This is a genomic window from Streptomyces sp. CAU 1734, from assembly GCF_039888735.1.
GTDB lineage: Bacteria > Actinomycetota > Actinomycetes > Streptomycetales > Streptomycetaceae > Streptomyces.
Window position 1 is genome coordinate 17,097 of record NZ_JBDQQP010000002.1, and the last position, 21,035, is coordinate 38,131.

General features: G+C 71.6%; 20 protein-coding genes. 6 read left to right on the forward strand and 14 right to left on the reverse strand.

What is annotated here, in order from left to right:
* Positions 1-30 precede the first annotated feature (30 nt).
* On the forward strand, positions 31-882 hold the full coding sequence (locus tag AAFN69_RS03780; RefSeq protein WP_347726813.1) for a deoxyribonuclease IV: 852 nt from the start codon (positions 31-33) through the stop codon (positions 880-882).
* Between the two features lie 60 nt (positions 883-942).
* On the opposite strand, the gene AAFN69_RS03785 is transcribed toward AAFN69_RS03780, so the two are convergent.
* Entirely contained in the window at positions 943-1,575 is a 633-nt protein-coding gene (locus AAFN69_RS03785; RefSeq protein WP_347726814.1) for a sulfite oxidase-like oxidoreductase, read from the reverse strand.
* 157 nt (positions 1,576-1,732) lie between these two features.
* Between AAFN69_RS03785 and bfr the strand changes: the two genes are divergently transcribed.
* Entirely contained in the window at positions 1,733-2,212 is a 480-nt protein-coding gene (gene bfr, locus AAFN69_RS03790) for a bacterioferritin (protein ID WP_153481579.1), read from the forward strand.
* 38 nt (positions 2,213-2,250) lie between these two features.
* Here bfr and AAFN69_RS03795 read toward each other — a convergent pair whose 3' ends face one another.
* The gene (locus AAFN69_RS03795) at positions 2,251-2,562 is read right to left on the reverse strand and encodes a (2Fe-2S)-binding protein (RefSeq protein ID WP_347726815.1); all 312 of its coding nucleotides are present in this window, start codon (positions 2,560-2,562) and stop codon (positions 2,251-2,253) included.
* 187 nt (positions 2,563-2,749) lie between these two features.
* On the reverse strand, positions 2,750-4,102 hold the full coding sequence (locus AAFN69_RS03800) for a 3-deoxy-7-phosphoheptulonate synthase class II (protein WP_347726816.1): 1,353 nt from the start codon (positions 4,100-4,102) through the stop codon (positions 2,750-2,752).
* Between the two features lie 312 nt (positions 4,103-4,414).
* Between AAFN69_RS03800 and AAFN69_RS03805 the strand changes: the two genes are divergently transcribed.
* Positions 4,415-6,400, forward strand: a complete 1,986-nt coding sequence (locus tag AAFN69_RS03805; protein ID WP_347726817.1) for an anthranilate synthase family protein — start codon at positions 4,415-4,417, stop codon at positions 6,398-6,400.
* A gap of 98 nt (positions 6,401-6,498) precedes the next feature.
* Here the strand turns inward: AAFN69_RS03805 and AAFN69_RS03810 are convergent, their stop codons facing one another.
* From AAFN69_RS03810 to AAFN69_RS03830, 5 genes are all read right to left on the reverse strand, one after another.
* On the reverse strand, positions 6,499-7,533 hold the full coding sequence (locus tag AAFN69_RS03810) for a 2-hydroxyacid dehydrogenase (protein ID WP_347726818.1): 1,035 nt from the start codon (positions 7,531-7,533) through the stop codon (positions 6,499-6,501).
* Positions 7,534-7,666: 133 nt separating this feature from the next.
* The gene (locus AAFN69_RS03815) at positions 7,667-8,695 is read right to left on the reverse strand and encodes a 6-phosphofructokinase (protein ID WP_347726819.1); all 1,029 of its coding nucleotides are present in this window, start codon (positions 8,693-8,695) and stop codon (positions 7,667-7,669) included.
* A gap of 224 nt (positions 8,696-8,919) precedes the next feature.
* Positions 8,920-9,567, reverse strand: a complete 648-nt coding sequence (locus AAFN69_RS03820) for a response regulator transcription factor (RefSeq protein ID WP_347727259.1) — start codon at positions 9,565-9,567, stop codon at positions 8,920-8,922.
* A 23-nt stretch (positions 9,568-9,590) separates the two neighbouring features.
* Positions 9,591-10,814, reverse strand: coding sequence for a DUF5931 domain-containing protein (locus AAFN69_RS03825; RefSeq protein WP_347726820.1), 1,224 nt, complete (start codon positions 10,812-10,814; stop codon positions 9,591-9,593).
* Positions 10,815-10,890: 76 nt separating this feature from the next.
* On the reverse strand, positions 10,891-11,643 hold the full coding sequence (locus AAFN69_RS03830; protein ID WP_347726821.1) for a lysophospholipid acyltransferase family protein: 753 nt from the start codon (positions 11,641-11,643) through the stop codon (positions 10,891-10,893).
* 190 nt (positions 11,644-11,833) lie between these two features.
* On the opposite strand from AAFN69_RS03830, the gene AAFN69_RS03835 reads away from it, so the two are divergent.
* Together AAFN69_RS03835 and AAFN69_RS03840 are read left to right on the forward strand one after the other, a co-directional pair.
* Positions 11,834-12,613 (forward strand): alpha/beta fold hydrolase, encoded by a 780-nt coding sequence (locus AAFN69_RS03835; protein WP_347726822.1) that lies wholly within the window; start codon positions 11,834-11,836, stop codon positions 12,611-12,613.
* Complete coding sequence (locus tag AAFN69_RS03840; protein WP_347726823.1) at positions 12,606-13,361, forward strand: hypothetical protein; 756 nt, start codon at positions 12,606-12,608, stop codon at positions 13,359-13,361. Before AAFN69_RS03835 ends, AAFN69_RS03840 begins: the two co-directional genes overlap by 8 nt.
* A gap of 51 nt (positions 13,362-13,412) precedes the next feature.
* On the opposite strand, the gene AAFN69_RS03845 is transcribed toward AAFN69_RS03840, so the two are convergent.
* From AAFN69_RS03845 to AAFN69_RS03870, 6 genes are all read right to left on the reverse strand, one after another.
* A complete protein-coding gene (locus tag AAFN69_RS03845) occupies positions 13,413-14,168 on the reverse strand; it encodes an endonuclease/exonuclease/phosphatase family protein (protein ID WP_347726824.1) in 756 nt (251 codons plus the stop codon).
* A gap of 142 nt (positions 14,169-14,310) precedes the next feature.
* A complete protein-coding gene (locus AAFN69_RS03850) occupies positions 14,311-15,252 on the reverse strand; it encodes an ROK family glucokinase (protein WP_347726825.1) in 942 nt (313 codons plus the stop codon).
* A gap of 170 nt (positions 15,253-15,422) precedes the next feature.
* Positions 15,423-15,911, reverse strand: a complete 489-nt coding sequence (locus AAFN69_RS03855; protein WP_347726826.1) for a DUF5304 domain-containing protein — start codon at positions 15,909-15,911, stop codon at positions 15,423-15,425.
* Positions 15,912-16,234: 323 nt separating this feature from the next.
* On the reverse strand, positions 16,235-17,443 hold the full coding sequence (locus AAFN69_RS03860; protein ID WP_347726827.1) for an ArsA-related P-loop ATPase: 1,209 nt from the start codon (positions 17,441-17,443) through the stop codon (positions 16,235-16,237).
* Positions 17,443-17,892: an SRPBCC family protein gene (locus AAFN69_RS03865; RefSeq protein WP_347726828.1), complete on the reverse strand. Its 450-nt coding sequence runs from the start codon at positions 17,890-17,892 to the stop codon at positions 17,443-17,445. The genes AAFN69_RS03860 and AAFN69_RS03865 overlap by 1 nt, the downstream gene beginning before the upstream one ends.
* A 169-nt stretch (positions 17,893-18,061) precedes the next feature.
* Complete coding sequence (locus AAFN69_RS03870) at positions 18,062-18,838, reverse strand: metallophosphoesterase (RefSeq protein WP_347726829.1); 777 nt, start codon at positions 18,836-18,838, stop codon at positions 18,062-18,064.
* Between the two features lie 341 nt (positions 18,839-19,179).
* On the opposite strand from AAFN69_RS03870, the gene AAFN69_RS03875 reads away from it, so the two are divergent.
* A complete protein-coding gene (locus AAFN69_RS03875) occupies positions 19,180-20,976 on the forward strand; it encodes an AMP-dependent synthetase/ligase (RefSeq protein WP_347726830.1) in 1,797 nt (598 codons plus the stop codon).
* Positions 20,977-21,035: the final 59 nt, after the last annotated feature.

The following is a 21,035-nucleotide window of genomic DNA, read 5'->3' on the forward strand; positions in this document are numbered from 1 at the left end:
CGCCCCGGCAACAGACTCACGGAGACACTCATGCGCAACCCCGTCGGCGGACATGTCCCCGTGGCGGGCGGTCTGGCCACCACCGGGCTCCCCTACGCCCATGAGCTGAAGGCCGAGACCCTTCAGGTCTTCGTGGCCAATCCGCGCGGCTGGGCGACCCCGCCCGGGAACCCGGCACAGGACGAGGCCTTCCGCGCCGGGTGCGCCGAGGCCGGGCTCTCGGTGTACGTCCACGCCCCGTATCTGATCAACTTCGGCTCGCACACCGAGGCGACCGCCGAGAAGTCGGTGGAGTCGATGCGGCACTCCCTGCGGCGGGGCCGGGAGATCGGTGCGCTCGGGGTGGTGGTGCACACCGGTTCGGCGACCGGGGGCCGTACGCGGGAGGTGGCGCTGGCACAGGTGCGGGAGCTGGTGCTGCCGCTGCTGGACGAGCTGACCCATGAGGACGATCCCGCGCTGCTGCTGGAGTCGACCGCGGGCCAGGGCTTCTCGCTCTGCTCCCGGGCCGAGGACTTCGGGCCCTACTTCGACGCGCTCGACTCCCATCCCCGGCTCGGCATCTGTCTCGACACCTGTCACATCCATGCCGCGGGGCACGATCTCGCGGCCCCGCGGGGGATGGCGCGCACCCTGGATCTGCTGGTGGAGACGGTGGGTACGGGGCGGCTGAAGCTGATCCACGCCAATGACTCCAAGGAGCCCGCCGGTGCGCACAAGGACCGGCATGCCAATATCGGCGCCGGTCACATAGGCGCGGAGCCGTTCCGGGAGCTGTTGCGCCATCCCGCCACCGATGGCGTGCCGCTGATCATCGAGACACCGGGCGGCCCGGAGGGACACGCGGCGGATGTGGCGCGGCTGAAGTCGCTCCGGGGGTGACGTCGCCGCGGGGGTGAGATCTCTCCGGGCCGAGCCGGGGCCCGTCCCCGTACCGCCGGATCAGAGCTCGGGACCGTCGCCCGGTTCCTCCTGGTAGGAGTACCGCTGCTCGCGCCAGGGGTCGCCGAGATTGTGGTATCCGCGCTCCTCCCAGAAGCCCCGCCGGTCGGCGGTCATGTACTCCACGCCCCGGACCCATTTGGGCCCTTTCCAGGCATAGAGCCGCGGCACCACGAGCCGGAGCGGAAATCCGTGTTCGGCGGTGAGCAGTTCGCCGTCCTTATGGGTGGCAAAAATCGACCGCTCGTCGGTGAAGTCGGCGAGCCGCATATTTGCACTGAATCCGTATTCCGCCCACACCATCACATGGGTGACATCACCGGCGGGCGGGGCGAGCTCCGCGATCGTACGGGCGGACACACCACCCCATTCGGCCCCCAGCATGCTGAACTTCGTCACGCAGTGCAGATCGGCGACGACCGAGGTGAAGGGCAGTGCCGAGAACTCCTCGTGGTTCCAGCAGTGCTTGTCCCCGTCGGCCGTGGCACCGAAGACGCGGAACTCCCAGCGGTCCGGCTTGAACTTCGGCACGGGCCCGTAGTGGGTGACCGGCCAGCCGCGCTGCAATCGCTGTCCCGGGGGAAGCGAGGACTCCTCCGGTGCGCGAAATTCCCGGTTCTCCGGCTGACCCATGCCTCAATGGTGACAGACCGGGAGGGGTGGTCATGACCAGGTCTGGCCCGATTCGGGCAACTCCTACTAAGGAGGCACTTACTGGACGGCCCCGGATGGCGATGCGAGGATGCGCGCACCTGCCCCCTCAGCCACCTGTGTGGAAGGAGCATTCGCGATGCAGGGTGACCCCGAGGTCATCGAGTTTCTGAATGAGCAGCTGACCGGCGAGCTGACGGCGATCAACCAGTACTGGCTCCATTACCGAATTCAGGAGAACAAGGGCTGGACCAAGCTGGCCAAGTACACCCGTGCCGAGTCCATTGACGAGATGAAGCATGCGGATGTTCTGACGGAACGCATTCTGTTCCTCGACGGCCTGCCGAATTATCAGCGCCTGTTCCATGTCCGGGTCGGCCAGACGGTGACCGAGATGTTCCAGGCGGACCGCCAGGTCGAGGTGGAGGCGATCGCCCGCCTCAAGCGCGGTATCGAGGTCATGCGGGCGAAGGGAGATGTGACCTCGGCGAATATCTTCGAGTCGATCCTTGAGGACGAGGAACACCACATCGACTATCTCGACACCCAGCTGGAGCTGATCGAGTCCCTCGGCGAGCCGCTCTATCTGGCCCAGCAGATCGAGCAGCCGGAGAGCTGAGCCGCCCGGACCGCCTTCGGCGGGCCCTTCGGACGGCCTCAGGCCGCCAGCCCGGACCGCCCCGTGTCGCCGGCGGCGAGGAGTGACACACCCGCCGCACCGGCGGAGACCGTGACACCGGCGGTTTCGGCGACCGTGCTCAGTGCGGGCTTGCCCTGGTCGGCCAGCTCACGCCTGGGGCAGCCGCCCCGGCCCAGAAGGGACTGGATCGTACGGACGCACGACCCGCAGTCCGTGCCCGCCTTGCTCGCCGACGCTACCTGGCGGGGCGTGCAGGCACCGGCCGCCGCGTGTTCCCTCACCTGCTTCTCGGTGATGCCGAAGCATGAGCAGACGTACACGCGGTTCACCTCCCGATGGGATCGCTGATCGTGCCCTGCCGATACTCGGTGAGGCTAACCTAACCTTACCCGTGCCGGTAAGGGCACAAAAGCACAGTGGGGCGCGAATCACAAGGATTCGCGCCCCACTGCCGCACGGGGGAAGATCCCTTGCGGAAAGACGGCAATTCAGCCGAAGATCCGCCCGGGACCGGACTCACTGGTCGCGGTACATCTCCGCCACCAGGAAGGCCAGGTCGAGCGACTGGCTGCGGTTGAGCCGGGGGTCACAGGCCGTCTCGTACCGCTGGTGCAGATCGTCGACGAAGATCTCGTCGCCGCCGCCCACGCACTCGGTGACATCGTCGCCGGTGAGCTCCACATGGATGCCGCCCGGGTGCGTACCCAGCGCCTTGTGGACCTCGAAGAAGCCCTTGACCTCGTCGAGCACGTCGTCGAAGCGCCGGGTCTTGTGACCGGAGGCCGCCTCGAAGGTGTTGCCGTGCATCGGGTCGGTGACCCACGCCACGGTGGCACCGGAGGCCGTGACCTTCTCCACCAGCTCGGGGAGCTTGTCGCGGACCTTGTCGGCGCCCATGCGGACGATGAAGGTCAGCCGGCCGGGCTCGCGGTCGGGGTCGAGCCGGTCGATGTAGGTCAGCGCCTCGTCGACGGTGGTCGTCGGGCCGAGCTTGATCCCGATCGGGTTGCTGATCCGCGAGGCGAACTCGATGTGCGCCCCGTCGAGCTGGCGGGTGCGCTCGCCGATCCAGACCATGTGGCCCGAGACGTCGTACAGCCGGCCCGTGCGGGAGTCGGTCCGGGTCAGGGCCGACTCGTAGTCGAGCAGCAGCGCCTCGTGGGAGGAGAAGAACTCGACCGTCCGGAACTCGGCCGGGTCGGTGCCGCACGCCTCCATGAAGTTGAGCGCGCTGTCGATCTCCCGGGCGAGCTGCTCATAGCGCTGGCCGGAGGGCGAGGACTTCACGAAGTCCTGGTTCCAGGCATGCACCTGGCGCAGATCGGCGTACCCGCCGGTGGTGAAGGCGCGGACCAGGTTGAGCGTGGCGGCGGAGGCGTTGTACATCCGCTTCAGGCGCTCGGGGTCCGGGACACGGGACGCCTCGGTGAAGTCGAAGCCGTTGACGGAGTCGCCCCGGTAGGTGGGGAGGGTCACACCGTCGCGGGTCTCGGTCGGCTTGGAGCGCGGCTTGGAGTACTGGCCGGCGATGCGGCCGACCTTCACCACGGGTACGGACGCGGCGTAGGTGAGCACCGCGCCCATCTGGAGGAGGGTCTTGAGCTTGGCCCTGATGTGGTCGGCCCCGACGGCCTCGAAGGACTCCGCGCAGTCGCCGCCCTGGAGCAGGAACGCCTCGCCCCTGGCGACGGCTCCCATCCGGGCGCGCAGCTGGTCGCACTCGCCCGCGAAGACGAGCGGCGGATAGCTTTCGAGCTCGGCGATCACATCGCGCAGAGCCTCGGCATCCGGGTACTCGGGCTGCTGCGCCGCGGGCAGGTCTCGCCAGGTGTTGCCACCCGCAGGGGTGGTCTTAGCGTTCACGGTCACAGCGCCAACAGTACGGGGTCCGGGGACCCGTACAGCCGCCCGCCCAGTAAATGAGACACACATTCCATAATTCCGCGGCGGCAGGGACGGGTGGGGCGTGGGGTAGGGTTCGCGGCATGTTCGCGCACCCGACCCAGCTGAACCAGAACTGGTGGTGGACCGCTCCTCCGGCGGCCCGCTGACTGCGCGTACCCACACACTCGCGAAGGCCGCCCGAGAGGGCGGCCTTCGGTGTTTTCCGGGCCCTCCGCCCCGCGGAGGCCGGCCGAGCCCCCTCTCCCGGCCCTTCCTCCCTGGAAGGAACAGATCCGGATGTCCCGTGACGGACTCGAACGACTCGCCCGGCTTCTCCACGACGACCGCCCCTTCGCCCTGCTCCGCAGACGCGCCCCCGGCCGCGGCCACGAGGAGGTCGAGCTGCTGATCGGCGCGGTCCACGAGGCGGAGGCCCTCGCCGAGCTGCCCGTCTCCGGCCGCCCGTCGCTGGCGCTGATCCCGTTCCGGCAGATCAGGGAGCGCGGTTTCGAGGTGCGCGACGACGGCACCCCGCTGAGTGTGCTGGTCGCCGATGAGTCGTACGACCTCCCCCTGGACGAGGTGCTGGCGGCGCTGCCCGCGCACGGCGTACGCGTCGAGGGCGGGGCCTTCGACATCGGGGACGAGGAGTACGCGGAGGTCGTCCGCCGGGTGGTGCGGGACGAGATCGGCCGGGGCGAGGGGGCTAACTTCGTCATCCGCCGCACCTACACCGGCCGGATCCCCGGCTTCGGCCGGGCGGACACGCTGGCGCTCTTCCGCCGGCTGCTGACGGGCGAGCGGGGCGCCTACTGGACCTTCGCCGTGCACACCGGGGACCGGACGCTGGTCGGCGCGAGCCCGGAGGTCCATGTGCGGATGAGCGGGGGCACCGTGGTGATGAACCCGATCAGCGGCACCTTCCGCTATCCGGACGGGGCGCCGGATCCGGAGGCGCTGCTCCGTTTCCTCGCCGACCCCAAGGAGCGGGACGAGCTCTCCATGGTGGTGGACGAGGAGCTGAAGATGATGTGCGCGGTGGGCGACCGGGGCGGGGTGGTCGTGGGGCCCCGGCTCAAGGAGATGGCGCATCTCGCGCACACCGAGTACGAGCTGCGCGGGCGGTCCTCGCTCGATGTGCGCGAGGTGCTGCGGGAGACCATGTTCGCGGCGACGGTCACCGGCTCGCCGGTGCAGAACGCCTGCCGGGTCATCGAGCGCCACGAGCCGGGCGGGCGCGGTTACTACGCGGGGGCGCTGGCGCTGCTCGGGGTGGACGGGAACGGCGCCCAGACCCTGGACTCGCCGATTCTGATCCGTACCGCCGACATCGACCCGGCGGGCGGGCTGCGGGTGGGGGTCGGGGCCACGCTGGTGCGGAACTCCGACCCGGCGGGCGAGGTCGCCGAGACCCATGCGAAGGCGGCGGGGGTGCTGGCGGCGCTGGGGGTGCGCCCCGGCCGGCCCCCGGCGGAGCAGGTGCCGGCCCGGCTCGCCGGCGATCCCCGGGTGCGGGCGGCGCTGGACGCCCGGCGGGCGGATCTGGCGCCGTTCTGGCTGCGGATGCGGGAGCCCGCCGATGAGCCCCGGGCGGGGGCGGCGGGCCGGGCGCTGGTGGTGGACTGCGAGGACACCTTCACCGCGATGCTGGCGCATCTGCTGCGGTCGACCGGGCGCGAGGTGACGGTGCGGCGCTTCGACGAGCCCGGGCTGCGGGAGGCGGCGCTCGCCTTCGAGGGGCTGATCGTGCTCGGACCGGGGCCGGGCGATCCGGGTGACGCCGGTGACCCCCGGATGCGGGCGCTGCGCGGACTCGCCGCCGAGCTGCTGCGCGGACACCGGCACGGGCTGCTGGGCGTCTGTCTCGGGCATGAGCTGATCGCCGCCGAGCTGGGGCTGGCGGCGGTGCGCAAGGACTCGCCCCTCCAGGGCGCGCAGGAGCGGATCCCGCTCTTCGGGCGGACGGAGACGGTGGGCTTCTACAACAGCTTCGGCGCGCGCTGTGACGACGGGGGCGCGGCGGCGCTCGCGGCGGCCGGGGTGGAGGTGTCGCGCGACCCGGCGAGCGGGGAGGTGTACGCGCTGCGGGGTGCCGGTTTCGCCTCGGTGCAGTTCCATCCGGAGTCGGTGCTGACGCTGGACGGGCCCGGGGTGGTGGCCCGGCTGCTGGACGGGCCCGGGATGGGCGCCGGACTGCCGGACGGGCCGAGGGCGGGGGCGGCGTCCGGGGGTACGGGGGCGGGCGCGGCCTCGGGGGCGGGTCCGGGGGCGGGCGCGGTCTGAGGGACGGTCTCCCGGGGCGACGGGGTCCGGGGGACGGTCTCCCGGCGGCGGGGTCCGGGGGCTGGTGGCTCCCGGGCGTCCGTCCGGGGCCCCGGGGCTCAGCCGGAGGGGGACGCGGTGCCGTCCCCGCCGGCCGCCGGCACCAGGAAGTCATCGGTCCGGCGGCCGGCCGCGTAGTCGCTCACATTCCGCGCGGTCGCCTCGACGATCTGGCCGACCGCGTCCTCCGTGTAGTAGGCCTGATGCGAGGTGACCAGCACATTCGGGAAGGTGACCAGCCGGGCGAGAGTGTCGTCCTCGATCGCCTCCATGGACTTGTCGAGAAAGAAGAGCCCGGCCTCAGCCTCGTACACATCGAGCCCCACCCCGGTGAATCTGCCCCGGCGCAACTCCCCGACCAGGGCCTTCGTGTCGATCAGTCCGCCGCGGCCGGTGTTCACCAGGATCGCCTCGTCCCGCATCGACCGCAGCGCCGCCGCGTCGATGAGGTGGTGGGTCGCGGGCAGCAGCGGCACATGCAGACTGACCAGGTCCGCGGCGGCGAGGAGCTCGTCCTTGCCGGTGTAGGTCATGCCCAGCGCGGCGCAGGCGGGGTTCTCGGCGACATCCCAGCCGAGGAGTTTCATGCCGTATCCGTGCGCGATCCGGGCGAACGCCTCGCCGATCTTGCCGGTGCCCAGGATTCCGGCGGTGCGGCCGTGCAGATCGCGGCCCATCAGCCCGTCGAGCCGGAAATCGAAGTCCCTGGTGCGGGCGGAGGCCCGGACGATCCTGCGGTTGAGGGCCATCGCCAGGGTCCAGGCGAATTCCGCGACGGAGTACGGGGAGTAGTACGAGACCCGGGCGACGGCGATGCCGAGGCGTTCGGCGGCGTCGAGATCGATGTTGTTGAAGCCGGTGGAGCGCTGGGCGATCATCCTCGTGCCGCCGGCGGCCAGGATCCGGAGGACCTCGGCGCTCAGATCGGCGTTGACGCTGGTGGAGATCGTCTCGTGGCCGGCCGCGATGGGCGCGGTGTCCCGGCCGAGGAAGACGTCCACACAGCGGACGGGGCCGAGACCGGGCAGGGCGGCGAAGGCGCGCTCGATCAGCGGGCGCTCATCGGCCTGCACCCCGAAGGCGAGGATGTCCACGGCTGCTCCCGGAGGGGTGGGCTGTGAGCCGGTGGGTGCCGGCCGCCGCGGCGGCGGACGGCACGGCGAATATACGGCTCACAGCCCGGACGCGCCTTTCAACGGACCCGGGACGCGCTCTCGGCTGGGCCGGTCAGCCGAAGAACACGCCGATTTCCGAGTACAGCTCCGGTTCCACGGTCTTGAGCTTCGCCGTGGCGTCGGCGATCGGCACCCGGACGATGTCGGTGCCGCGCAGGGCGACCATCTTGCCGAAGTCCCCGTCGCGCACGGCGTCGATCGCATGCAGGCCGAAACGGGTCGCCAGCCAGCGGTCGAAGGCACTCGGGGTGCCGCCGCGCTGGACATGGCCGAGAACCGTGGTGCGGGCCTCCTTGCCGGTGCGCTTCTCGATCTCCTTTGCCAGCCATTCGCCGACTCCGGAGAGGCGGACATGGCCGAAGGAGTCGAGGGTGCCGTCCTTCAGCACCAGATCGCCGTCCTTGGGCATGGCGCCCTCGGCGATGACCACGATCGGCGCGTAGGTGGCCTTGAAACGCGAAGTGACCCAGGTGCAGACCTGTTCCACGTCGAAGCGCTGTTCCGGGATGAGGATGGCGTTGGCGCCGCCGGCGAGGCCGGAGTGGAGGGCGATCCAGCCCGCGTGGCGGCCCATCACCTCCACCACCAGGACCCTCATATGGGATTCGGCGGTGGTGTGGAGGCGGTCGATGGCCTCGGTGGCGATCCCGACGGCGGTGTCGAAACCGAAGGTGTAGTCGGTGGCGGAGAGGTCGTTGTCAATGGTCTTCGGTACGCCGACGCACTTCACGCCGTACTCGTCGTGCAGCCGGGCGGCGACACCGAGGGTGTCCTCGCCGCCGATCGCGATCAGGGCGTCGACCTCGGCCTTGGCGAGGTTGTCCTTGATCCGGCGGATACCGTCCGCCGCCTTGAGCGGGTTGGTGCGCGAGGATCCGAGAATGGTGCCGCCGCGCGGCAGGATGCCGCGGACGGCCTGGATGCCGAGCGGGATGAGATCGCCTTCGAGAGGCCCGCGCCATCCATCGCGGTAACCGACGAACTCGTACGCGTACTCCTGGACGCCCTTGCGGACGACCCCGCGGATGACGGCGTTGAGGCCGGGGCAGTCGCCGCCCCCGGTCAGTACTCCGACGCGCATGGATACTTCCCTTCGCCCGATGAGTCCTACGGCTCGCCACGCTAATGGTGATCCAGGTCACTCCGTGATGGGCTGGAAGGTCAATTCCCGCACCGAATGCGGCACTTGATCCACAACCGCCGTTCGGATTCATTCGAACGAGTGATGTGGCCGGGAATCTCCGCTACGCCAGAGGATGCAAGGCCGGCGCGGGCCCCGGGCGCACCGGCGGCCGGGGCCCGGGATCAGGCGTCGTCCAGGCCGCGTTCTATCGCGTACCGCACCAATTCGACGCGGTTGTGGAGCTGGAGCTTGCCGAGGGTGTTCTGGACGTGGTTCTGCACGGTGCGGTGGGAGATCACCAGCCGCTCGGCGATCTGCTTGTACGAGAGCCCCTTGGCGACCAGCCGGAGCACCTCGGTCTCCCGGTCGGTGAGCTGCGGCGCCCTGGGCTCCTGCGCACCCGGGGCCGGGACGGGCTCGGAGGCCAGCCGGCGGTACTCGCCCAGCACCAGTCCGGCCAGGCCGGGGGTGAAGACGGCATCCCCGACGGCGGTGCGCCGGACGGCGTCGATCAGCTCCTCCGTACTGGCGGATTTCAGGAGATAGCCGGTCGCGCCGGACTTCACCGCCTCCAGTACATCCGCATGCTCGCCGCTCGCGGAGAGCACCAGCACCCGCAGCCCCGGCAGGGCGCCGACCAGCTCCTTGCAGACCTGGACGCCCGGCAGCAGCGGCAGATTGAGATCGAGGACCAGCACCTCGGGCACGGCGGCCCGGGCGCGGTGGACCGCCTGGCGGCCGTCGCCCGCCGTGGCGACCACATCGAAACCGGCCGCGGCCAGATCGCGGGCGACCGCGTCCCGCCACATCGGATGGTCGTCGACGACCATCACCCTGGTCGTCCGCTCCTGTGTCACGCGCTCTCCGCCTTCCCCCGTGGAACCTTCAATTCAACTTCCGTGCCCTGGCCGGGGACCGAGATCAGCTCGGCGGTGCCGCCCAGATCCCGCAGCCGCCCCCGGATGGAGAGGGCCACCCCGAGCCGCCCCTCCCCCGCCGCCTGGTCCAGCCGTCCCTCCGGGATGCCCGGTCCGTCGTCCCGGACCGTGACGATCACCTCGTCCGGCCAGTCCTCGATCAGAATCCAGGCATGCGCGCCGGAGCCCGCGTGCCTGTTCACATTGTCCAGTGCGGCACTGACAGCGGCGGCCAGCTCCCGCGCGGCGGCGGCCGGCAGGGTCACCGGCGCGCCCGGTTCGGAGAGGGTCACCCGGGCACTCGCATGCCGGGCGAGCAGCGAGCGGAGATCGCGGGTCGCGGACCCGCCGCCCTCCTCGTACTCCTCCCCGCCTTCGTTCACCGCGCGCACCACGGCGCCGAGCGCGGGGTCCTCGCTGGCGCGGGCGGTGGGCACCAGACCGCTGGAGACCAGGGTGCGCAGGGCGACCTCCTGTTCCCCCGCCATCCGTCCCAGTTCGGCCGCCTCACCGCCGAGCGCCGTGCCCCGGCGCTGGACCATGGCCAGCACCTGGAGCACGCTGTCGTGGATGTCCCGGGCCAGCCGCTCCCGCTCACGGGTGGCGGCCTCGATCTCCAGGGCGCGGGCGAGGGTGGCCTCGGAGGCCCGGGCGACCTCCACCACATAGCCGATGGCGATGGAGGCGACCCAGACCAGCAGCACATTGTGGAAGGTGTCCCGGCTGGGCTCACCGCGCTGGACGATGTTGGCGACGGCGACGAAGGACGACGCGAAGGCGGCCCACCGCCAGCCGCCCTTGATCGCGAAGGCGAGGACCGAGCCCGCGGTCCATATCGAGGGCAGGGTGGCCCCGTCCATCTGCCGGGCATGCACATCGGCGAGCGGGGTGAGCAGTATCCCGGCGAGCGCGACCGCCAGATCGGCGCCGAGAAAGCGCTTGGTGCAGCGGACGGCGCCGGAGACCTTGGGCAGGGTGGCCAGCGTCCAGACCGCCAGTACGCCGAGGAAGACCGCGCCGATCCAGGGGCGCTCGAACCGGTCGGTGGTGAAGACGAAGAGGAGTACCGCGTAGACCATGGTCAGTACGCGATACGCGGTGAGCGCCTGCCACAGCGGCTGCTCCACCGACATCCTCACCACCCGCTCACGCCTGGCCACGGCCCCGCGCCTCCCCCCGGAAACAGCGGGCGCGCCCCTGCGCGCCCAATGGTCTGAAATCGCCGGACCGCCCCGGCTAGGGCTTCTCCCCCGGATCCTGCCGCACCTCGGCGGCCCGGTCCGACTGGGCTGCTTTCGCCGCCGCCTTCGCCGCCTTCTCCTCGTCGGCGATCTGCCGCTTGGCGACGGTGGCGTAGATGTCCACGTACTCCTGGCCCGAGAGTTTCATGATCTCGTACATGACCTCGTCGGTCAGCGAGCGCAGAATGAAACGGTCGCCCTCCATGCCCTGATACCGGCTGAAGTCGAGCGGCTTTCCGATCCGGATGCCGGGGCGCATGAGTTTGGGGACGACCTTGCCCGGCGGCTGGATCTTCTCCGTGTCGATCATGGCCACGGGAATGACCGGGGCGCCGGTGGCGAGGGTGATCCGGCCGAGGCCGCCGGGCTTGCCCCGGTAGAGCCGGCCGTCCGGCGAGCGGGTGCCCTCGGGGTAGATGCCGAAGAGACCGCCGTTCTCCAGTACCTGGATCGCGGCATTGATCGCGGCGTCGGCGGCGCCCCGGGCACCGGAGCGGTCCACCGGGACCTGGCCCACACCGCGGAAGAAGGCGGCGGTGAGCCTGCCTTTGACCCCGGGGGAGGTGAAATACTCCGCCTTCGCGACGAAAGTGACCTTGCGGTCGAGCATCGCGGGCAGGAAAAACGAGTCGGAGAACGAGAGATGGTTGCTCGCGAGAATCGCCGGGCCCTCGGCGGGAATGTTCTCCAGACCCTCCACCCACGGTCTGAAGGCAAGCTTCAGCGAGCCTCCGATGGAGAACTTCATGGCGCCGTAGATCAACTCGAATGCCTCCTATTGCTGTCGAACAGACCTTAACCCGTGGTGACCGGGTATCCCCTCGTCGGCGTGGATACGGATCTGGTCGGTGTCAGTGCGGTCGCGTACGGTGAGATACGCCTTCGGGCTTCCCGTCACACTTGACGCCACACCTGATGTCACAGAAATGGAGATCCCGGTGCCGGTCCTTCCCGGAGCCGAGCCCTACCGCCATGAGGGCGGCGAGGTCGGCGTCCTTCTCTGTCACGGATTCACCGGTTCCCCGCAATCGCTGCGCCCCTGGGCCGAATATCTGGCGGAGCGCGGGCTCACCGTGTCCCTGCCGCTGCTCCCGGGGCACGGCACCCGCTGGCAGGACATGCAGATCACCGGCTGGCAGGACTGGTACGCGGAGGTCGACCGCGCGCTGCGCGAGCTGCTGGCCCGCTGTGAGCAGGTCTTCGTCTTCGGGCTCTCCATGGGCGGGGCGCTGACCCTGCGGCTCGCCGCCAAGCACGGGGACTCGGTGCGCGGAATCGTGGTGGTCAATCCGGCGAACAAGGTGCACGGGCTCGCCGCCCACGCCCTGCCCGTCGCCCGCCACCTCGTGCGGACGACGCCGGGGCTCGCCGGCGACATCGCGAAGGAGGGGGCGGTGGAGGTCGGCTACGACCGGGTGCCGCTCCGGGCGGCGCACTCGCTGCGGAATTTCCTGCGGCTGGTCGACGCGGAGCTGCCCCAGGTGACCCAGCCGATGGTGCTGCTGCACAGCCCGCGGGACCATGTGGTGCCGCCGGCCGATTCGGCGCGGATCCTCGGGCGGGTCTCCTCCACCGATGTTCGGGAGATCCTGCTGGAACAGAGCTACCACGTCGCGACGTTGGACCATGATGCGGAGCGGATTTTCCAGGAGAGCTACGAGTTCGTCAGCCGGTTCGCTCCTCGCATCGGGACGAAGGGGAGCACAGGCGGTGGCTGAGCAGCACGACGCGGATCCGGAGCCGCAGCCCATCGACGAGGAGGCGGTCTGGGCCGCCATTGTCGCGGGGTACGGCGAGGAGCCCCCGGACCCGCCGGGCGCCAAACCGTTCAAGTCGGTCGAGGATCTCGCGCGCCTGGAGGGCAAGGTGAATGAGATTCCCGGCGACCGGCGGACCGACCGGGACGGAAAGGCGGAGGCCGAGGGCGGCGCGGAATCCGGAGCGGGGCGGGCCGAGCCCGATCCGGAGAGGGCCGGAGAACCCGGGAAACCCGAGAAGGCCGGAAGCACGGAGAAGCCCGGGAACACGGAGAAGACGGAGAAGACGGAGAGCACCGGGAAGGACGAACAGGGCGGGGAGCCGGAGTCCGGTTCGGCGGAGGGGAGACCTCCCGTCCTGGGCGGCTCCATCACCTTCGCCCCCGGGGTCGGCGGCGGGGGCCCCCGCGACTACCGGATCAGCGAGCCCAAGGACGACGACCTCGACGAGAGCGACGAGGGGCATTTCGTCCCGCCGGAGCCGCCGCCGCTGCCGGAGGCCGACACCACCGCGAAGTTCGCCTGGATCGCGGTGATCGGCGGTCCGGTGCTGATGCTGCTCGCCGTGGTGTTCCAGTGGTATCTGTCCTGGTGGCTGACGACCCTCTGTGTCGGCGGCTTCGTGGGCGGGTTCGCCACCCTGGTGGCCCGGATGTCGGGCGATGACGACGAGGGGCATGACGATCCGGGCCGGGGAGCCGTGGTCTGACGCGGCCCGGCGACCGGCGGATGCCGCCGGCCCTCCGGGGCCGGCGGCACCTCACACCGAGGCGGGGACTCTGAGCGCGGCCAGCACCGGAAGGTGATCGCTGGCCGCGTTCAGGTCGTCCCGGGAGACTCCCGGGAGACCCACCGGCACCCCGCAGCCGAGCACCTCCACCCCTTCGCCGGCGAAGATCGCGTCGATCCGCCGGTCCGGGTCACCGGGCGGGAAGGTGTACTCGCCGCCCCAGGGGGCGGCCGTCCAGCAGTCCTGGAGTCCGGCGGCGATCCGGCGGAAGCCGCGGCCGGCGGGGCGCTCGTTGAGGTCCCCGGCGGCGATGGTGTGCGGGGTGCCCATCTCCGCGAGGCGTTCCAGGACCATGCCGGCCTGCGCGTACCGCTCATCGCGGTTCAGGCTCAGATGGCAGCTGAGCAGACCGATCCGGGCGCCGCCGATGCGGACCACCGCGGTGGCGAAACCCCGGCGGTGCAGTCCGGGGGTGAGCGGCAGCAGGATGTCCTCGGTCCGCTCGACCGCGGCGCGCAGGGTGCAGAGCAGCAGCGGGCCGGCCGCGGTCGCGCCGCCGCCGAGCACCAGCAGACCGGTCTTGGCGGCGAGCCGGGCGGCGTGTTTGCGCCAGCGGAAGAAGCGCGGGGCCTCCTGGACGAAGACGAGGTCGGGAGCGCAGGCGCGGATGACGCGGGCCAGGGCTTCCTCGTCGTCGCGCAGGGAGCGGATGTTGTAGCTCAGTACCCGGATCACGGCGGAACCGTCGTTCTCGGTGCGGGAGTTGGGGAGTGCGGTGATCGCCATGGACGGCACTCTACGACGGCGGGGCCGGGGTTCCGGGGCTCCGCGTGGGCCGTACAGCCCTTCGGCCCATCGCCCCGGGAGCACCCGCCGGAGCGCCCGGCCCCAGGGCGGACGGACCGCCCGGGGCCGGGGCCGGAAGCGGTCAGCCCTGGCGGGCCAGATCGGCGGCGCCCACCAGACCGGCCTTGTTGCCGAGCTGGGCCGCGAGCACCTGGGCGTGCGGACGCCACTGCCCGCCGATCAGCCAGCGGCGGAAGGACTTGCGGATCGGTTCCAGGACCAGTTCGCCCTCGTCGGACACCCCGCCGCCCACGATGAACGCGGACGGGTCGAAGAGCGAGGCGAGATCGGCCAGGCCCGCGCCGGCCCAGCGGGCCAGCTCGCGGAAGGAGTCGACGGCCACCGGGTCGCCCCGCCGGGCCGCCGCGCTGATGTGTTTGCCCTCGATGCCCTCGATGGTGCCGTCGCCGAGGCCGAGCAGGATCTCGGCATGTTCCGGGGTGGCGTTGGCGCGCTGGCGGGCGTAGCGGACGAGGGCGCGGCCGGAGGCGTACTGCTCCCAGCAGCCCTGGCTCCCGCAGCCGCAGAGCAGGCCGTCCGGGACCACCCGGATGTGGCCGAACTCGGCGGCGACACCGAAGCGCCCGCGCCGGAGCTTGTTGCCGATGATGACGCCGCCGCCGAGGCCGGTGCCGAGGGTGATGCAGATGACGTCGTCGTGCCCCTGGCCGGCGCCGAAGCGGTACTCGCCCCAGGCCGCGGCGTTGGCGTCGTTCTCCACCACGACGGGCAGCCCGACGCGCTGTTCGACCTTGTCCTTCAGCGGTTCATGGCGCCAGTCGATGTTCGGGGCGAAGAGGACGGTGGCCCGCTTGTCGTCCACATATCCGGCCGCGCCGATGCCGACGGCCTCGATCTCGTGCCCCTGGCCGGCCGCGCCGACGGCGGAGCAGATCGCGTCGACGATGCCTCCGGGGGTGGCCGGAGTGGGCACGGTGTGCGTGTCCAGGATGGTGCCCGCCGCGTCGACGACACCCGCCGCGATCTTCGTGCCGCCGATGTCGACGCCGATGGTGAGTCCCATGTGTCCCTCAGTATTCGGTCGAGCCCCGCTGTGGCCCACCGTACCGGAGGGAGGATCGGCTCCGGATGCGCGCGGAAGCCGTCGCGCGGTGCCGGGAGGGGCCGCGGGGGGCGGCTCCGCGCACCGCACCGCCGCCGGCCCCTCGCGGATCTTCCGGATCCTCCGGGGGCTCAGTCGAGATCGATCCGCTCGCCCGGGGCCTGTCCCTCGTCGCGCGGGCCGCCGGGCTCGTCCCCGGCCGCGGACGGGCCCTGGGTCCAGCGGCGTTCCTGCTTCTCGACCGCGGAACGGTAGGCGGCGAGGAGTTCGCCGCCCGCGGCGGCGAGATGGTCGAAGACCTGGGGGTTGCGCTCGATCACCGGCTCGACCGCCGACTTCGCCTGGCTGACCAGTTGCTGTACGGCGCTCTGGGCGGCCATCCCGGGCAGGGAGGACTGGAATTCGGTGACCTTGTCGGCCACGGCACCGAAGAGTTTGCGCAGTTCATCGGCTGCGGAGCCGGGCGGCGGCCCGTACTGGGCGCGGCGGCGCGCCTTCTCCTCCGCGAGATCCTCGGCGCAGGCGTCCGCCCAGGCGTCGGCATCGGGGGCGGCTGCGGGCGAGCCGGTGCCGGCGGCGGGCCCTGTGTCGGAGGGGTGACGCTCGGTGGCATCGCTCAAGGCGTACTCCTGGACGGGATGGCGTGGTGGTGACGGCGCGGCCGGCGTCCCCGGAGGGCCGTCGGTGTCGTCGGTGTCGTGGCGGGGCGGTCTGTCCCGCCTTCGACGGTACCCGAATGGCCGCGGACCGTTCAGTGCGCGGACCGCCGTACCGGCGGGCGCCGGAGATCACCGGGGACGGCCGCGCGCGCCGCGGCGGAGATCCTTTACGGGTGTGTACGGGTACGGGACGGTGGACCCGGCCGCGAGGGCGGCCCGACGGCCGCTCCAGGGAGAGTGCGCCGCCGTCCCGTCCGCCCCGTGCGTCACCACCGGAGGGACGGTCAGCCGCCGCTCGGCCAGAGTCCGGGGTCGGGGGTGAAGCGGACCGCGAGGACGTCGCCGGTGAGCGCCGCGCCCGAGACGGCGCAGCGGCGCAGCGCGGACGGCAGCGGAACGATTCGGCGGAAGGGGCCGACGCGCAGCAGCAGTTCGTCGCCGCGCCGCACCAGACCGATGTCCCCCTTGCGCGCTCCGGGCAGCGGGATGGACCAGACGAGGGTGCCGTCGTCGGTGCGCCGGTCCTCGACCCGTCCGATCACGGCGGGATCCGGGCCGGGGGCGGGGGGCGCCGGCAGGGGCTCCGGGGCGAGTGTCCGGCCGGGGGCGGCGAGGAGGGCCAGGGCGGCGGTGCCGCGCGGGTCCTGCCCGGTGTGCGGGAGTTCGATGACGGCGGTCCCGGGCGCCCACTCCCCGTGCCACTCCTGGAGGGTCTTCTCCTGCTGGGCGGCGAGCCCCGCGAGCCAGGGGTCGGCGGAGTGGCGGGGCAGGATCCGGTTGGCGACGAGGGCCTCGGTGCGCATGCCGTGCAGGGCCAGGCCGGTGCGCGCGGTGCGCAGCTCGCCGGCGGCCGACGGTCCGGGCTCGGCGACCAGCCGCACCGCGGTGCCGGGGGCGGCGAGGAGGGCCTGGACCGCGGCGAGTTCGGTGTCCCGGCGGGCGGCGGTCTCGTACAGCTCCTGGACCGGCATCGGGACCCCGGCGAGCTGGGCGAGTACGGGGCGCAGCGCGCGGGCGGCCTGGCGCTCGGGCGGCAGCAGCCGGCGCAGATAGCGGCGCAGTTCCCCGGGCAGGGCGAGCAGGGCGAGGGCCTCGCGGACCGGCGGCAGATCGGCGACGACCAGGTCCCAGCCGCCATCGACGGCCGTGGCCAGCGCCCTGAGCAGGGCGAATTCCGCGCTGCCGGGGAGCTCGGTCAGTTCCTCGCCGGCCAGGCGGGTGGCGCCGAGCAGATCGAGCATCGAGCCGGCCCGCTCCTGGAGGGCGAGGAATTCGGCGCGGAAGACGGCCCCGCTGTCGGTGCGGGCCGCCCACAGACCGGGGGTGATCTCGACCGGGGTGGCGGCGAGCGCGGTGCCGAGGAGTCCGTCCGGGGCGGTGTCCCGGGCGAGGAGGAGTACGCGGCTGCCGCGCGCGGCCGCGGCGATGGCGGTCGCCGCGGCGACGGTGGTACGGCCCGCGCCGCCGAGCCCGGTGACGAGGACCGTGCGCATCAGGCGGCGGGTCCGCTCTCGACGCGCTTCTTCAGGCCGTCGAGCGCGCGGTCGATGATGACCTTCTCGGCCTTGCGCTTGATCATGCCGAGCATGGGGATCTTGACGTCCACGGTCAGCCGGTAGGTGACCTCGGTGCGGTCGCCGCCGCCGACCGGGGCGAGGATGTAGGAGCCGTCCAGGGAGCGGAGCATCTGGGACTTGACCAGGCTCCAGCTGACCTCGTTCGCGCCGTTCCAGGTGTAGGCGAGGGTGTGGTCGTCCTTGATCGCCCCGGCGTCGAGCACGAGCCGCACCTGCTCGGCGCGGCCCTCGGCGTCACGGGAGATCACCTCGGCCTGCTTCACCTCTCCGGTCCACTCGGGGTAGCGGCCGAAGTCGGCGATCACGGTCATCACCTCGGCCGGAGCCGCCTCGATGGTGATGCTTGAGCTGGTGTGTTCCGCCATCGCTGCGGCTCCTCAACAGTGCGGTACGAACTGCGGTACGGACCGGGTGATTGTGTGGTGTGCAGGCTATCGCGCCCCGGTCGGGCCCGGCCCCGGCCCCCGGCGCGGGCGTCCGGGGCGCGCGGGCCGGCGCGGGCGGGCGGCGCGCGGGTGTGCGGGTGTGCGCGGATCACCACTCGAGGGTCCACGGGCGGCCGGTGGAGGCGAAGTGCCCCACATTCACGCACTCCGTGGCGCCGACCCGCATCCGGGCGGCGAGCGGCTGGTGGACATGGCCGAAGAGGGCGTACCGCGGCCGGGTCCGGCGGATCGCCGCCAGCAGGGCGGAGCTGCCCCGCTCGAAGCGGCGGGCGACCGTGTCATAGGTGAGCTCGGGCACCTCCGGCGGGATGTGCGAGCACAGGACGTCGACCTCGCCCAGCGCCTCGACCTTGGCCGCGTACTCCTCGTCGGGGATCTCGTACGGGGTGCGCATCGGGGTCTGGAGCCCGCCGCCGACGAAGCCGAAGACCCGGCCGCCGATCTCGGCGCGCTGACCGTCCAGGATGGTGGTGCCCGGGCGGGCGTACTCGGGCCACAGGTCCGGCATGTCGACATTGCCGTAGGTGGCGTAGGTGGGGGTGGGGAAGGCGGCGAAGAGTTCGGCGTACTGGCGGCGCACGGCCTCCTCGATGGCCGTCTCCCGCTCCAGACCCAGCTCGGCCCAGAGCCGGCGGGCGAGCTCGCGGGCCTCGGGAAAGCGGCGGGCGGTGCGCAGCGAGACGATGAGGTCGGCGTTGGCGGTGCCGAAGAGCTCGGGGAAGATGCCGCGCGAGTGGTCGGCGTAGTCGAGGAAGAGGACGAGGTCGCCGAGGCAGATCAGGGCGTCGGCGCCCTCACCCGCTCTGGCGAGATCGCCGGCGTTGCCGTGTACGTCGCTGACCACATTCACCCGGGTGCCTGGCATGACGATCACCATAAATCGCCGACCGGCCGGGTGGACAGCGCCCCGGCGAGCGGGGCGCCGGGGCGGGTGCGCACCCGCCGGACACCGGACGGACGCCGGAGGTCCGCCGGGTTGTTCTTTCGGCCCGGCCGCCGCGTGGACTACCCTCGCGGAGTAGTCGTATACACGTGTGACGCAGGGAACATCTCGCCGGAACCCCCTATCCGGAACGGGTACTGGTGGGTAACGTCCGGGCAGTCCAGTCGTGCTCGCCGCCGTTTTCGAGCACCTGCCCGATCTTGGACCGCAACCGGTGCATCACACAGAGCCGTGGCACCGGCGCCCGATGAGGAGCAGCAGTCTTGCGCGAGTTCAGCCTTCCGGCCCTGTACGAGGTCCCTTCGGACGGCAACCTGACGGATCTGATCCGGCGCAATGCCGCTCAGCATCCCGATGTGGCGGTCATCGGCAGAAAGTCCGGCGACGCCTGGGTCGATGTCACCGCCACCGAATTCCTCGCCGAGGTGCGCGCCGCGGCCAAGGGCCTGATCGCCGCCGGTGTGGAGCCGGGTGACCGGGTGGCCCTGATGTCGCGCACCCGGTACGAATGGGCCCTGCTCGACTTCGCGATCTGGACCGCCGGCGCGGTCACCGTCCCGGTGTACGAGACCAGCTCGGCCGAGCAGATCTCCTGGATCCTCGCCGACTCCGGCGCGGTCGGGGCGATCGTGGAGAGCGACGCGCATGTCGCCGCGGTGGCCTCGGTGCGCGACCGGCTGCCCGGGCTCCGCGAGGTGTGGCAGATCGAGGCGGACGCGGTGGAGCGGCTGGTCTCGGCCGGTGCCGGTGTCCCGGACACGACCGTCGACGAGCGGACCACCCTCGCGAAGGCCGACGACCCGGCGACGATCGTCTACACCTCGGGCACCACCGGCCGCCCCAAGGGCTGTGTGCTGACCCACCGCAGCTTCTTCGCCGAGTGCGGCAACGCGGTCGAGCGGCTGAAGCCCCTCTTCCGTACCGGCGAGTGCTCGGTGCTCCTCTTCCTCCCGGCCGCGCATGTCTTCGGGCGGCTGGTGGAGGTGGCGGCGATGATGGCCCCGATCCGGCTGGGCTGTGTGCCCGACATCAAGTACCTCACCGACGAGCTGGCGAGTTTCCGGCCGACACTGATCCTCGGTGTGCCGCGGGTGTTCGAGAAGGTCTACAACGGCGCCCGGGCGAAGGCGCAGGCCGACGGCAAGGGCCGGATCTTCGACATGGCCGCGCAGACGGCCATCGCGTACAGCCGCGCCCAGGACATCGCCCGCGGGCCGTCGCTGGGACTGCGGATCAAGCACCGCATCTTCGACAAGCTGGTCTACTCGAAGATGCGCGCCGTCATGGGCGGGCGCGTCGAGCACGCCATCTCCGGCGGCGCGCCGCTGGGCGAGCGGCTGGGGCACTTCTTCCGGGGTATCGGCTTCACCGTGCTGGAGGGGTACGGCCTCACCGAGTCGTGCGCGGCGACCGCCTTCAACCCCTGGGACCGGCAGAAGATCGGCACGGTCGGGCAGCCGCTGCCTGGTTCGGTGGTGCGGATCGCCGACGACGGCGAGGTGCTGCTCCACGGCGAGCACCTCTTCAAGGAGTACTGGAACAACCCGGAGGCGACGGCGGAGGCGCTGGCCGACGGCTGGTTCCACACCGGTGACATCGGCACCCTCGACGAGGACGGCTTCCTCTCGATCACCGGCCGGAAGAAGGAGATCCTGGTGACGGCGGGCGGCAAGAATGTCGCCCCGGCCGTGATCGAGGACCGCATCCGGGCGCATGCGCTGGTCGCGGAGTGCATGGTGGTGGGCGACGGCCGGCCGTTCGTGGGCGCGCTGATCACCCTGGACGAGGACTTCCTGGGCCGCTGGGCGTCGGCCCACGGCAAGCCGGCCGGTTCGACGGCCGCCACGCTGCGGGACGATCCGCAGTTGCTGGCGGAGGTGCAGCGGGCGGTCGACGACGGCAACGCGGCGGTCTCCAAGGCCGAGTCGGTGCGGAAGTTCCGGGTGCTGCCCAATCAGTTCACGGAGGAGGCCGGGCACATCACGCCGTCGCTGAAGCTGAAGCGCAATGTGGTGGCGAAGGACTTCGCGGACGAGATCGAGGGCATCTACCGGAGCTGATCCGGTGCGGGGCGGTACGCGCCCCGCGCGCCCGGGCATCCCGATCCCAGCGCCCGTAC